At 63.8% G+C, this 12,489-nt stretch carries 12 protein-coding genes; 7 read left to right on the forward strand and 5 right to left on the reverse strand.

Features of this window, described 5'->3' with window-relative positions:
- Window positions 1-27: 27 nt before the first annotated feature.
- Window positions 28-1,092 carry a VIT1/CCC1 family protein gene (locus K414_RS0111190; protein ID WP_027496034.1) on the forward strand — a complete coding sequence of 355 codons (1,065 nt, stop codon included), beginning with the start codon at window positions 28-30 and terminating at the stop codon, window positions 1,090-1,092.
- Window positions 1,093-1,253: 161 nt separating this feature from the next.
- On the opposite strand, the gene K414_RS28535 is transcribed toward K414_RS0111190, so the two are convergent.
- Both K414_RS28535 and K414_RS0111200 read right to left on the reverse strand, forming a co-directional pair.
- Entirely contained in the window at window positions 1,254-2,264 is a 1,011-nt protein-coding gene (locus K414_RS28535; RefSeq protein ID WP_081701580.1) for a PIN domain-containing protein, read from the reverse strand.
- A gap of 18 nt (window positions 2,265-2,282) precedes the next feature.
- Window positions 2,283-2,753, reverse strand: a complete 471-nt coding sequence (locus tag K414_RS0111200) for a helix-turn-helix domain-containing protein (RefSeq protein ID WP_027496035.1) — start codon at window positions 2,751-2,753, stop codon at window positions 2,283-2,285.
- Window positions 2,754-2,939: 186 nt separating this feature from the next.
- Between K414_RS0111200 and K414_RS0111205 the strand changes: the two genes are divergently transcribed.
- Entirely contained in the window at window positions 2,940-4,658 is a 1,719-nt protein-coding gene (locus K414_RS0111205) for a metallophosphoesterase (protein WP_027496036.1), read from the forward strand.
- Window positions 4,659-4,749: 91 nt separating this feature from the next.
- Here the strand turns inward: K414_RS0111205 and K414_RS0111210 are convergent, their stop codons facing one another.
- Window positions 4,750-5,949, reverse strand: a complete 1,200-nt coding sequence (locus tag K414_RS0111210; protein WP_027494531.1) for an IS481 family transposase — start codon at window positions 5,947-5,949, stop codon at window positions 4,750-4,752.
- A 144-nt stretch (window positions 5,950-6,093) separates the two neighbouring features.
- Window positions 6,094-7,110, reverse strand: a complete 1,017-nt coding sequence (locus K414_RS0111215) for a magnesium and cobalt transport protein CorA (protein ID WP_027496037.1) — start codon at window positions 7,108-7,110, stop codon at window positions 6,094-6,096.
- A gap of 78 nt (window positions 7,111-7,188) precedes the next feature.
- Here K414_RS0111215 and K414_RS0111220 point away from each other — a divergent pair, with 78 nt between their 5' ends.
- Complete coding sequence (locus K414_RS0111220; protein WP_027496038.1) at window positions 7,189-7,617, forward strand: VOC family protein; 429 nt, start codon at window positions 7,189-7,191, stop codon at window positions 7,615-7,617.
- On the opposite strand, the gene K414_RS0111225 is transcribed toward K414_RS0111220, so the two are convergent.
- Window positions 7,614-7,895, reverse strand: coding sequence for a PASTA domain-containing protein (locus K414_RS0111225; protein ID WP_027496039.1), 282 nt, complete (start codon window positions 7,893-7,895; stop codon window positions 7,614-7,616). The two genes, K414_RS0111220 and K414_RS0111225, sit on opposite strands and share 4 nt — an antisense overlap.
- Before the next feature lie 114 nt (window positions 7,896-8,009).
- Here K414_RS0111225 and K414_RS0111230 point away from each other — a divergent pair, with 114 nt between their 5' ends.
- From K414_RS0111230 to K414_RS26660, 4 genes are all read left to right on the forward strand, one after another.
- Window positions 8,010-8,624, forward strand: a complete 615-nt coding sequence (locus tag K414_RS0111230) for a trimeric intracellular cation channel family protein (protein ID WP_027496040.1) — start codon at window positions 8,010-8,012, stop codon at window positions 8,622-8,624.
- 76 nt (window positions 8,625-8,700) lie between these two features.
- Window positions 8,701-9,387, forward strand: coding sequence for a response regulator transcription factor (locus K414_RS0111235; RefSeq protein WP_027496041.1), 687 nt, complete (start codon window positions 8,701-8,703; stop codon window positions 9,385-9,387).
- 56 nt (window positions 9,388-9,443) lie between these two features.
- Window positions 9,444-10,838, forward strand: coding sequence for a HAMP domain-containing sensor histidine kinase (locus tag K414_RS0111240; RefSeq protein WP_094621741.1), 1,395 nt, complete (start codon window positions 9,444-9,446; stop codon window positions 10,836-10,838).
- 100 nt (window positions 10,839-10,938) lie between these two features.
- Complete coding sequence (locus K414_RS26660; protein ID WP_081701581.1) at window positions 10,939-12,474, forward strand: trypsin-like peptidase domain-containing protein; 1,536 nt, start codon at window positions 10,939-10,941, stop codon at window positions 12,472-12,474.
- The last annotated feature ends 15 nt before the right edge of the window (window positions 12,475-12,489 follow it).

Below are 12,489 nucleotides of genomic sequence, written 5' to 3' on the forward strand. Positions count from 1 at the left end.
GAGGGCGGAGCCCGGTACGTTTGCTCGATGGACGGAACGGAACCCTCGTCGAAGGACGTCAAGCGATGGCGGCAGTACCTCGCCGACGAGCGGGCCGAGGCCGCCGTCTATCGCGACCTGGCGGGTAGGCGCAGCGGTGAGGAACGCGACATTCTGCTCGAGTTGGCCGACGCGGAAGGTCGCCACGAACAGCATTGGCGCAATCTGCTCGGCGATCGCGTCGGGATGCCGCTCAAAGGTGACATCCGTACCCGGATCCTCGGCGTGCTGGCGCGCCGCTTCGGATCGGTGTTCGTGCTCGCCCTCGCGCAACGCGCCGAGACCCGCTCGCCCTACGCGACCGACGCGGATGCCACCGACGCGATGACGGCCGACGAGCAAATTCACGCCGAGGTGATCCGGGCACTGGCTGCCCGTGGCCGAAATCGGCTGTCGGGAACCTTCCGCGCCGCGGTGTTCGGTGCCAACGACGGATTGGTCAGCAACCTCGCCTTGGTGCTCGGCATCAGTGGATCCGGAGTGTCCAACCAGATCGTGTTGGTCACCGGACTCGCCGGCCTGCTTGCCGGTGCGCTATCGATGGGAGCAGGCGAATACGTCTCGGTGCGCTCACAACGCGAACTGCTCGAGGCATCGTCGCCCGACAGCGCCGCGAATGAGGCCGTTCAACACCTCGACGTCGACGCCAACGAACTCGCCCTCGTCTACCGCGCTCGCGGAATGACCCACGAGGAAGCCGACGCGAAAGCCGCGGACGTCATCCGACTACTCCCCGCCGTCGAAGAACCGGCCACCGACATCGACGAGCACGAATCCATCGGAACCGGACTCGGTGCCGCCGCAGCGAGCTTCTGCTTCTTCGCCTCCGGTGCCGTCATCCCGGTGTTGCCGTACCTGTTCGGTCTCGAAGGCTATGTGGCCCTTACCGTTGCTGCAGTGCTCGTCGGACTGGCGCTGATCTGTACGGGCCTGATCGTCGGACTGCTCAGCGGCGGTCCGCCCGTCAAGCGCGCACTGCGACAACTCGCCATCGGATACGGCGCGGCCGGGGCGACGTATTTGCTGGGACTCGCATTCGGTGGGGGAGTGTAGGTTCCGCTTCTTGGGCCGGAGTGCACAATAGCGACGCACATCGACGGGATCCCGTCCGAGCGGCGCACTTCTGTGCATTCTGTCCCGCTGTTCCGTCATCCCCGTCGTTCGACTTAATTCGCTGCCGTGGCGGGGCCTTCGTTTGACAGTGCAAACGGATGTTACTCGTCGGTGCCGTGGAGAACTGTTGCCGCGGAGGGGAAATGGTTCTCAGATAGTCCCCACACCCGCCAACACCCATCTGGGCACTTTACGACGGTGAGCACCTGTACCCGTTCGAGCAGGACCGGTCCGAAGGCGCGCATCGTGTGGCCAGAATCTGGCATGAATTTGATGTATGCGATGGAATCAGTTGCCTCTGTGCAGTTTTCGACAAATTGCATCATCGACCAGCCGTCAAGCGTCTCGGCGATCGCTCGGTAATCTCCCCAATTGCCCGGATTGGTGCTGAGATATCGGAGCACGGCCTCACACTCGTCAATGTCGAGGAGGGCCGTCCACCACAGGAACGCTGCACCGAGGGGGGTCTCGGGGGTCGGTTCGCCATCAGGGAAAAAGGCTAGCATTGCATCTTCGCCGGCGACGATTTCGAGGGGCAGAGGTGCGTCTGGGTCTATCTGCGCAGCTTCTGCTTTCGCAGCCTCTGCGGCGAACACCGGGACAGTCTTGGCCAAGGAGCGGTAGAACTCGTTGATTGAAAATGCTGGCCGCGTGTAGGCATCCCGTTGCCCGATGAGACAGCGCAGAGTGCGCGCAGGATCGAGATCAAGTTGATCCTGTAGGAAATCGTCTGGGTGGATCGCTTCGATGTCATATCGGCGTAAAGCATCCGGGCGGAAATCTTTGAGATTAAAGGTGACGATCATTGCCGCTCCTCCCCGTACCGCGGCAGCCAAGACGTGACGATCTTTCGGGTGGTTCGTCATCGTCGGTGCCAGCTCCTGGTAACCCTCCACCGCAGAAAAGGGGAAGGCCTCCCGCATCTGGCCGACGCGTCGGTTCGCTCGAGCCGGTGGCTGGTCGAATTTTGATACGAGGTTGCGTTCGACCTCGTCCAGAATGTCGTCAGACCACAACGGATCGTAAATATTGGTCTCGGCCAGCCGTAACAGCAAGTCACACAGCTGCATGGGCAGCAGAACACACGCGTCCAGTACTACTCGGAATGGCATACGGGTCGGTCCGCCGGATCAGCGGGTGGCGGTAAAGCCGTTGACTGTTCTGTACGAGTCGTCTTCGGCCGCTTCGGCGGTCATAGCGTCGAGGGCCAGGCGTCGATTCTGTGTCAGCTGCCGTTGGTAGGCGAGTACGTCTTCGAGGAGGATGCGGCGGTGGCGGTTGGGCTTGGTATATGGAATCTTCTCGGTTTCGAGCAATTGGACCAGTGTGGGGCGGGAGATTCCCAGTAATTCGGCGGCGTCCTGGGTTGTGAGGACAGTGTTGCTGCCGGCGATAGTGACTGCCTGATGCTCGACCATCGCGGCCAAGGATTTGCGAAGAACGTCGCGGACGCTGTCTGGCAGCACATGACGTGTGCCATCCTCGCTGTTCGTCAGGACGACACTCCGGCTCCTCTCGAGCAGCTCGACCAGATCTCGAAGCGTGGCCACGGCATCTGCTCCGGTCGGCGGCATTACGGTCTGCTCAGCGAGAATGGTCATAGCTCAGTATAAATCGAAAATTTCGAAAGCGTAAGTGTCGACGAGGAGGCGGAACGGACGGTCCTAGCCAAGGCTCGACTGGATTGTCCACGTTCGTCCCGTTGTGCATCGGTGTTCTCCACTTGTTCACCTGAAGTGCTTCGTTCCGTTCAGCGCCCGAGGGGCCTTCACGGTCACCATCGATTCATGACGCTCAATCCCGCAGGCGAGACCGTCGCGACCGGTATTCCGGGGACGCTCGCCGAGAACATGACGATGGCCGAGCAGCACGACTGGCATCGGTCGTTCCTGCGGCGACACCCGGTGAGTCGACGCAACTTCCTGGTCGGTGCCGCAGCGACGGCAGCCGCGGTGGGCGTCGGTAATTCGGCGTTCACGCGCACCGCCTATGCGCAGGATGCCCCGCTGGCGGTGGCCGGTCGACACATGGGCTTCGGCAACGACCCGGCGACACAGTTGCGATTCTCCGCTCAGCTTTCCCGTAATCCCGGCATCACCGGTGTCTTTCTCGATCACGGCCCGACGCCTGCACTGGGAGCGACGACCTCCGCCGAGGTGCGCAACCTCGTCAGCCAAGTCCCGCAGACCGATGGCGGCATTCTGTCGGCCGAGCAGTACTACGTGCATGTGCCCGTCGACAATCTGACGCCAAAGCTGCCGCATTACTACCGATGGCGTACCGCGGACGGTTTCGTCAGCGACATTCGCAGCGCATCTCCCGCGCTGCCGACCGGACGCATTGCTCCGTTCCGGTTCACCATGATGGGGGACCAGGGCGTCGATGAAACACCCTCGCAGCCAGCGGGTCTGATGGCCGGCGACTACGATGACCTGTACTACAAGGCCGATAACGAACCGTCGGTCAAGCACGCGCGCAACATCAATCGTCAGATCGAGGCGTCGCGTCCGGACTTCCACATTCTTGCCGGCGATATCGCCTACGCGGATCCGTCGGGTGCCGGTCTGCCACCGCAGTTCGCCGGCCACGGCAAGACGCCGCCGAAGGGGTTCGACAAGTTCAATCCCTTCGTCTGGGACGGCTATTTTCAGGCCATCGAGGCCAGCGCATCGACGGCACCGTGGTTGTTCGCCACCGGCAATCACGACATGGAGGCGCTGTACAGCCCCAACGGATACGGTGGCCACGCGGCACGTCTCGATCAGCCCAGTACTGGCCCGAAGGGGTGCCCGTCGGCGTATTCGTTCGTGTACGGCAACACTGCGGTGCTCTCGCTCGACGCCAACGACGTCAGTTACGAGATCAAGGCCAACACCGGCTACAGCGGCGGAGCCCAGAACACCTGGGTGGAGCAGACTCTCGCCAAGTATCGGGCAGACCCGAACATCGACTTCATCGTCTGCTTCTTTCATCACTGCGCCTACTCGACCACGTCGACGCACGCGAGCGACGGCGGCGTACGTGACGCGTGGGTATCGCTGTTCGACAAGTACGAGGTCGACGTGGTGCTCCAGGCGCACAACCACGTGTTCGAGCGCACCGATCCGATTCGCGCCAACCGTGCGACGCGGGTCGCCGGCGACAACGCCACGGTTCGCGGAAAGACCGACGGCACCGTGTATTACACCGTCGGCGGGGGTGGCCGTCCGCGTTACACGTTCCAGGACGGCGAGGGCGTCAGCTACCGGGGCCACGAGTTGCCGGACACGGCTGTTCCGAACAGCTACGTCTGGGCACCCGACGGCACCAAGTCGGCGGAGTCGATCACGTGGTCGCGCGTGAGATTCCTGAACTACTCGTTCGTCAGAGTCGATGTGGTGCCCGGTATTCCGGGTATCAAGGCCAGCACGATGTCCATCGGAGCGATCGACGAATACGGCAACGAATTCGATCGCCTCACCTTCGAGCGCGACATCCCGGTGGGCCCGATCTTCGGTTCCTCCTGACTGCCCATGTGAGTGGAACTTCGACCCCTGCTACGTGTGCTGTCTTGATACATGTGGGACACGGGTGTCTCGATACATGTGAGACACGATTCTAGGCTGCGGGGCGGTGGAGTTGTCCTTGGTAGCGCTTGTCGGTGTTCAGGTGCAAGTGGCCGAGGACTTCTCCGCTGGCCGTGTAGGTGGTGATGTGGTTGCCGTCGCGCAGGACGGTCACGCGAGTGTGTGCGTGGGGCCGTCCGACCGAGATCGTGTGGTCGCCGACGGAGATCACGCCGGAGCCGGAGACGGAGTGGGTGCCGACTGTGGCGTCGACCTGGGCGGGTAGGTGCTGCGGGCCGCCCAGGGTTGTTGCGCGGTTCCATGCCTGCTGCGGGGGCATGTTCACGGCACTGTGGCGGCGGTCGGTGTTGTAGAACGTCTGGTAGCGGTTGCACGACGTCTGCAACTCGGCGGTGGTGGCGGGCCGGGTGGGTTGGTCGGTGAGCCACTGTTTGAAGGTGCGGTGGTGGCGTTCGACTTTGCCGTTGGTCTGCGGGTGGTACGGGCTCGAGTGAATGAGCCGGGCACCGGACCCGGTGACGAACGCGCCGAACTTCGAGCGGCCCTTCGACGCGGTCGCGCAGAATGCCATTCCGTTGTCGGACAACACGATTGCCGGTACTCCGTAGTCGGTGAACGCTCTGCCGATGGCGGTGATGGCTCCGGTGGTGGTCTCGGCGTGGCAGACGTACGTCGCGACGAGGGTGCGGGTGCAGTCGTCGAGAACCTCGAAGACGGTGGCTTTCCCGCCGTCGGCGAGTACGACTTCGGTGGCGTCGATCTGATAGCAGTCACGGGGTCGGGCGTATTGGAATCGGCGGTAGGACGATTTGGGTCGCTTCTTGGGTTCCGGGGTCACCAGGCCGTGGCGGGTGAGGATGTTGTTGATGGTCGATCGGGCCGGGACCTTCCAGCCTTTGCCGGCCCAATCATGTTCGGCGGCAATCTTGGTCAGCTCGTAGCGGATGTTGTCGGCACCGTTGTCGCGGCCCAATTTGCCGCGGAGCGCGATGATGCGGGCTTCGATGGTGTCGGGGGTGCGTGTCGGGCTCGAGCGGGGCCGGCGGGAGTCGAGTTCCCACCGGCCCCGTTCTCGGATCCGGGCGGCGTGACGGTTGGCGGTACTGCGGGAGAGCCCGTGGTCGGCGCAGAAGCCTGACAGGCCTCGTTCGTCGAAGACGTCGGCTCCCTCGATGATCCATGCGGTCAAGGTGGCGTCGAGCAGGTTCATCCGGGCATCCGATCTGGCCATGGATTACTCCATAGCCGGTCACAGTGCCCCGCAGCATCATCACAGCCCGTGTGTCACATGTCCGTGGACATCTCGTGTCTCATATGTCCCCGGACTGAACACGACCCCTGCTACGAACTTCCACTCACGTGCGGCGCAGCCGCTCTACAGCCACTTCTGGCGTTTGAACACCACGTAGAGCGCGCTGGAGCAGATCACCATGGCGACCAGCGCCAGTGGATAACCCAAGTGCCACTTCAGTTCCGGCATGTCCTCGAAGTTCATGCCGTAGATCGCGGCGATGAGCGAGGGCGCGAAAAGTATTGCACCCCACGATGAAATGCGCTTGACCTGTTCGTTCTGCTCCAGGCTGACCTGCGTCATGTTTCGCATCTCTTCGTTCTGCTGCTGCGCCACCATGGTGGAGTGCACCGTCATCGCGTTCTGTAGGTTGGATCGAAACGATTCGATGCGGTCGGAGATGCGGATTGCGTGGTCCAACACGTCACGAAGGTTTCGCTGCAGTTCGACGTCGACGTGATACTTGTCGGACCCGCGCTTGAGGGACTCGATCATCTCCACCAAAGGCTTTGCCGCACGGTCGAATTCGGACACCTCGCGCAGTAGGGAGTAGATGCGCCGCGATACGCTGGGATCGCCGGTGAACAGCTGATCCTCGATTTCGTCGATGTCGGTCTGCAGTCCCTTCACCACGGGGACGTACTCGTCGACCACTTGGTCCAGGATTCCGTACAGGATGGCTTCGGGTCCGAGCGCGAGCAACTCGGGCGATTCCTCCAGCCGGTGGCGGACGAGGCCGAGTTCGGGTGATTCGGCGTGACGGATAGTGACGACGAAATCGGCTCCGAGAAAAATGTGCAATTCACCGAATTCGACCTTTTCGGTCTCGTCGATGTATCGGGCGGGCCGCAGCACGACGAACAGTTGCTCGGCGTAGCGTTCGAGCTTCGGCCGCTGATGTGCCGCGATGGCATCCTCGACGGCGAGTCGGTGAAGCCCGAATTCCGTAGCCACCGCGTTGATTTCGCTGATCTCGGGACGGTACAGGCCGATCCACGCCATGCCGTGGCGGTCTCGCATGCACTCGAACGTGATGTCGAGACTTTCCGGATTCGCGGTCCGCTTTCCCTCGACGTACACGGCATTGTCGACGATCGGCACTTCGGGTCACCTCGGTTCGAGAACTTCGAATGTGCCGGACGGCACCCGATCGAGACTATCGCCTGAAACAATGGGGCGATGCAGCAGCAAGTTCATTTCACCACTCTGGCCACTGCGGATCTCGATGCAGCCCGGTCGTTCTACTGCGACGGGCTTGGGTGGACGCCATTGCTGGACGTTCCTGGCGAGATTCTGTTCTTCCAGATCGGACCCGGTGCGGTGCTCGGTCTGTACGACGCCACTGCGTTCGACGGGGATCTGGGACGGCCGCCGCGTGAGCACGACCTCGGCTCGGTCACGTTGGCGCACAACGTCGACGACGCAGCAGCCGTCGACGCGATGTTCGCCGCCACTCTCGCGGCGGGCGCGACATCGATCAAGACACCTCAGCGAACACCGTTCGGTGGCTATCACGCCCACATCGCCGACCCCAACGGAGTCATCTGGGAAATCTGCCACAACCCCGGTTGGAGCGTCGACGACGACGGGACGGTTCGGCTGTCTTAGCCCGCACCGACTATCAGTAGAAGGGCGGCGTTCTCGCTGACCTTGTCACCGGCTTGAAAGTTGGTTCCGACGACCGTCGCGTCGGGACGGCCGTAGTCGGAGCTGACGTCGGAGAAGCCTGCATCCGACAACGCCTGCACCGCGTCCGATTCGGTCATTCCGGCCACTGCGGGCAGCGTCGAGCGGTCGGGTGCTGCGTCGGCGATAGCGCCGCCGCCGAGGGTCAGTGCCCCAGCCACCGCGAGGGTGGCGATCGTCTTCTTGAATCCGATACCCATGTCTTCGTCCTTACTCGGCGGCGCTCTCTGACAACGCAACCGTGCTCCTGGAGGCTGTGACAGCGTTTCGATGTTGCTGTGAAGCAGCTGTCAGTCGCATGACATGCTCGTTCGGTGCTTCTCGACCTCCTCGGATACATCGGTATCGCAGTCTTCGCGGCGTCGGGTGCACTGGTCGGGGTATATCGACGACTCGACCTGTTCGGGGTTTGCGTCGTCGGAATCACGACGGGCATCGGGGGCGGCATCGTTCGCGATCTGCTGCTCGGTATCCATCCGCCGACGTCGCTGGACACCTGGCCGAACGTCACCGTCGGGTTTTTCGCCTCGCTCGTGGTGTTCGTCGCGCATCGGCAGATGGGCAAGGTGCGCCGAGGCGTGCTCGTGCTCGACGCATTTGGGATGGGCCTGTTCGCCTCGACCGGCGCGACGATCGCCCTGGGTGTCGGCGGTAGCTCCCTGTCGGGGGCGCTCATCGGGACGACGACGGCCGTAGCCGGTGGCGTGATCCGGGACGTCCTCGTCAACGACGTGCCCCTGCTGCTGCACCGCGACCTGTATGCCCTACCTGCGCTGCTCGGCGCGACGGCCGTCGTGGTGGCCGAGGCGCTCACTCTGCCGGAGAACGTCGGGTTGGTCGCGGGGACGATACTGGCGACCGGCCTGAGATTGCTCGCTCTGTGGCGTAAATGGAATCTGCCGCAGGCTCGGAACCTACCTACGTTGTGAGCTTCGACTGCCGGAGCGCGTACCGACCGACCACCCCTCTCAGCCGTGTCTCAGTCGACCAGGACAAACTGTACCGATGCGGATACTGGTGGTCGACGACGATCGAGCGGTGCGCGAATCGCTGCGCAGGTCGCTCACGTTCAACGGGTACACCGTGGACCTGGCGGTCGACGGCCTCGATGCCCTGGAACAGGTAGCTGCGGCGCGTCCCGATGCGTTGGTGCTCGATGTGATGATGCCGCGTCTCGACGGCCTCGAGGTGTGTCGGCGATTGCGCAGCGTGGGCGACGACCTGCCGATCCTGGTGCTGACGGCACGTGATTCGGTGTCCGAGCGCGTAGCCGGTCTCGACGCCGGCGCCGACGACTACCTGCCCAAGCCGTTCGCGCTCGAGGAGCTCCTGGCTCGGCTGCGGGCATTATTGCGGCGCACAGCGATGGAAGCCGGCATCGACTCGGAGACCATGACGTTCGCGGACCTGTCGCTGGACCCGGTCACCCGTGAGGTCTCGCGCGGCGAGCGTTCGATCAGTCTCACCAGAACCGAGTTCTCGTTGCTCGAGATGCTCATGACCAATCCGCGCCGAGTGCTCACCAGAAGTCGCATTCTCGAAGAGGTCTGGGGCTACGACTTCCCGACCTCCGGCAACGCGCTCGAGGTGTACGTCGGGTATCTGCGGCGCAAGACCGAGGCCGAAGGGGAGTCGCGGCTGATCCATACCGTTCGCGGTGTCGGATACGTCCTGCGCGAGACGCCCCCGTGATAGGCAGTTCGTTCGGGCGCAAGACGCCCGACGGTGTCGCACTTCCGCCGGCACCGATGCGGCCACCGACGCCGTTGACGAGATCGGTGTCGTTACGGTGGCGGGTGACGCTGTTGGCTGCGTCCGTCGTGGCGATCGCGGTGGCCGTCATGGCCATCGCTGCCTACACCGTGGTCTCGCGCGCGCTGTACGGCGACGTGGACACGCAGTTGCGTTCTCGCGCATCGGCATTGGCGGAATCGGACCTGGTGTCCTACGACCCACGGTTCGTGGCCGGTGCCACGCTGTACAGCACCGATGTCAGTGTGGCGTTGATCTACCCCGACATGACCAGCTACAACCCGCCCGGGCCAAAGGTGCCCGTCGGCGATTCGGAACTTGCTGTGGTGCGCGGAGAGCAGGCTTCGTCGCTGCGCACTCTCGACGATCAGCGGGTGCTCGCACTGCGTACCAAGGACGGCAGCACCCTGATCGTGGCGCAGCGACTGCTGCCCACCGGAGAAGTGCTGGATCGTTTGGCGTGGGTTCTGCTGATCGTGGGAGCCTGTGGTGTCGTGCTGGCGGCGGGTGCGGGCATGGCCGTGGCGCGCACCGGTTTACGGCCTATCGCACGATTGACTGCGGCCGCTGAGCGAGTGGCGCGTACCGACGATCTGACGCCGATTCCGGTGACCGGCGACGACGAATTGGCCCGATTGACCGAGAGTTTCAACACGATGCTCCGAGCACTGGCCGAATCTCGGGGCAGGCAGAGCAGATTGGTCGCCGACGCCGGGCACGAACTTCGGACGCCGTTGACGTCGCTGCGCACCAACATGGAACTGTTGATCGCGGCCGGGCGTCCGGGCGCACCGTCCATTCCCGACGAGGACATGGCCGAGCTGCGAACCGACGTGGTGGCGCAAATCCAGGAATTGTCCACGCTGGTGGGTGATCTGGTGGACCTTGCACGCGAGGATGCACCCGAGACGGTGTTCGAGCGGGTCGACCTGGCCGATGCCGTCGAGCGCAGCCTCGAACGAGCTCGCAGGCGTCGCAACGAGATCGACTTCGATGCCACGCTCATGCCGTGGTTCGTCTACGGAGATCAGGCGGGCCTGTCGAGGGCAGTGCTCAATGTGCTCGACAACGCGGCCAAGTGGAGCCCCAGCGGCGGAGAAGTCCGAATTGCCATGCGGCAGATCGGTGACGGCCTGCTCGAGCTGACTGTGGACGATGCGGGCCCCGGCATTCCAGAGGAAGACCGCGAACTCGTCTTCGAGCGTTTCTATCGCTCGACGGCATCGCGTTCGATGCCCGGATCCGGTCTGGGACTTGCCATCGTGCGACAGGTGGTCGTCAAACACGGCGGCACGATTGCCGTCGAGGTGTCCGAGCGGGGTGGAGCTCTCATTCGAATCGTGTTGCCCGGTGAGGGTGCCGCGGACCACGAGACACTCTCGGCAAACTGATAGGCGAGTCTCAGCGCGCTCTCAGTACCGCCCTGCACAGTGAGTAGCAAGAAGGCGGGCGACCTCGAAGCCGAGGTCTCTATCGAAGGAAGCAACAGCGATGAGCGACGACCGTAACGAACCAGAACAGCCCGGACGGGATGCCGGTGCACAGCATCATCCTGCGGACCGGGCTTCACACGGCGGCGAGCACGATCCCTCGACTCAGCACCAGCCCACCCAGCAGCAGCCGGCTCAGCAGCCCACCCAGCAGAATCCCACGCAGCAGTTTCCGCCCCAGCAGGCGCATCCCCAGCAGAGCTACCCGCAGCAGTACGCGGGCTACGGGCAGAATCAGTACCAGCCCGGCTACGGCCCCTATGGCCAGCACAGCGACTCGCAGGCCGGTCAGCACAACCCGGGTCAGCACAACCCCGGCCAGCATGCGCAGCCCCAACAGGTTGCGCCGCAACCCCATTCGGCATCCGGCACCGTGAAGACTCGCCCGGGTCGGTCTGCTCTGGTGGCTGGAGCGATTGCTCTCGTTCTCGTGGGCGGCGGAATCGGCGGCGCGGTCGGTGCCATCGCGACCAACAACGCCAACGGCAACAACGCCGGTGTCACCAATTCGCTGAACTCACCGATCACCGCCGCTCAGCCGGCCGCCAATTTCCCCGACGGTTCCGTTCAGGCCGTCGCGAACAAGGTGCTGCCGAGTGTCGTGCAGATTCAGGTGAAGGGCTCGCAGCAGGAAGGTGAGGGCTCCGGCGTCATCCTCAGCAGTGACGGCCTGATCCTGACGAACAACCACGTCGCCACCGGCGCAGGAGCCAACGGCAAGCTGACCGTCGCGTTCGCCGACGGGTCGGTGGCCGACGCCACCATCGTCGGTGCGGACTCCGTCTCGGACATGGCCGTCATCAAGGCCGAAGGAAAGACGAATCTGACGCCGATCGAGTTGGGCAGCTCGTCCAACCTCGAGGTCGGCCAGCAGGTCGTCGCCATCGGCTCGCCTCTGGGCCTGGCCGGCACCGTCACCACCGGCATCGTTTCCTCGCTCAACCGCCCGGTATCGACGTCCGGTGAGTCCGGCAACCAGAACTCGGTGATCGACGCCATTCAGACCGACGCGGCCATCAACCCCGGTAACTCCGGCGGCGCTCTCGTCAACACCGATGGGCAACTGATCGGCATCAACACCGCCATCGCGACACTCGGCGGCAGTGAGGGCTCCGGCGCTCAGAGCGGATCGATCGGTCTCGGATTCGCGATCCCGGTCGATCAGGCCAAGCGGATCGCCGACGAGCTGACCACCACCGGCAAAGCCACTCAAGCGATGATCGGTGTGCAGGTGCCGTCCAAGGACGATGCCAACGGCGCAACCGTCGTCGAGGTCACCGAGGGTGGCCCGGCTGCGGCGGCAGGCATCCCGAAGGGCGCGGTCATCACCAAGGTCGACGATCGGATCGTCGCCAGCGGTGACGCGCTGATCGCCGCGGTGCGTTCGCACGCACCCGGCGATTCGGTGAAGATCACCTACACGGACGGCGGCAGTGAGAAGACAGTCGACGTGACGCTGGGCACGGCCGAGCCGGCTGCGGCACCCGCTGCGCAGGTTCCTTCACTTCAGATCCCATCGTTCCCGGGCGGTCGCTGATGCTCAGGGAAGCCG

Origin of the sequence: Rhodococcus sp. JG-3 (genome assembly GCF_000482405.1) — a bacterium.
Lineage (GTDB): Bacteria > Actinomycetota > Actinomycetes > Mycobacteriales > Mycobacteriaceae > Rhodococcoides > Rhodococcoides fascians.

Excerpts from the sequence above, each read along its gene's own strand:
- K414_RS0111190 (WP_027496034.1), top strand. The coding sequence starts at position 28 with ATGGACGGAACGGAACCCTCGTCGAAGGACGTCAAGCGATGGCGGCAG.
- K414_RS28535 (WP_081701580.1), bottom strand. The coding sequence starts at position 2,264 with ATGCCATTCCGAGTAGTACTGGACGCGTGTGTTCTGCTGCCCATGCAG.
- K414_RS0111200 (WP_027496035.1), bottom strand. The coding sequence starts at position 2,753 with ATGACCATTCTCGCTGAGCAGACCGTAATGCCGCCGACCGGAGCAGAT.
- K414_RS0111205 (WP_027496036.1), top strand. The coding sequence starts at position 2,940 with ATGACGCTCAATCCCGCAGGCGAGACCGTCGCGACCGGTATTCCGGGG.
- K414_RS0111210 (WP_027494531.1), bottom strand. The coding sequence starts at position 5,949 with ATGGCCAGATCGGATGCCCGGATGAACCTGCTCGACGCCACCTTGACC.
- K414_RS0111220 (WP_027496038.1), top strand. The coding sequence starts at position 7,189 with ATGCAGCAGCAAGTTCATTTCACCACTCTGGCCACTGCGGATCTCGAT.
- K414_RS0111225 (WP_027496039.1), bottom strand. The coding sequence starts at position 7,895 with ATGGGTATCGGATTCAAGAAGACGATCGCCACCCTCGCGGTGGCTGGG.
- K414_RS0111235 (WP_027496041.1), top strand. The coding sequence starts at position 8,701 with ATGCGGATACTGGTGGTCGACGACGATCGAGCGGTGCGCGAATCGCTG.
- K414_RS0111240 (WP_094621741.1), top strand. The coding sequence starts at position 9,444 with ATGCGGCCACCGACGCCGTTGACGAGATCGGTGTCGTTACGGTGGCGG.
- K414_RS26660 (WP_081701581.1), top strand. The coding sequence starts at position 10,939 with ATGAGCGACGACCGTAACGAACCAGAACAGCCCGGACGGGATGCCGGT.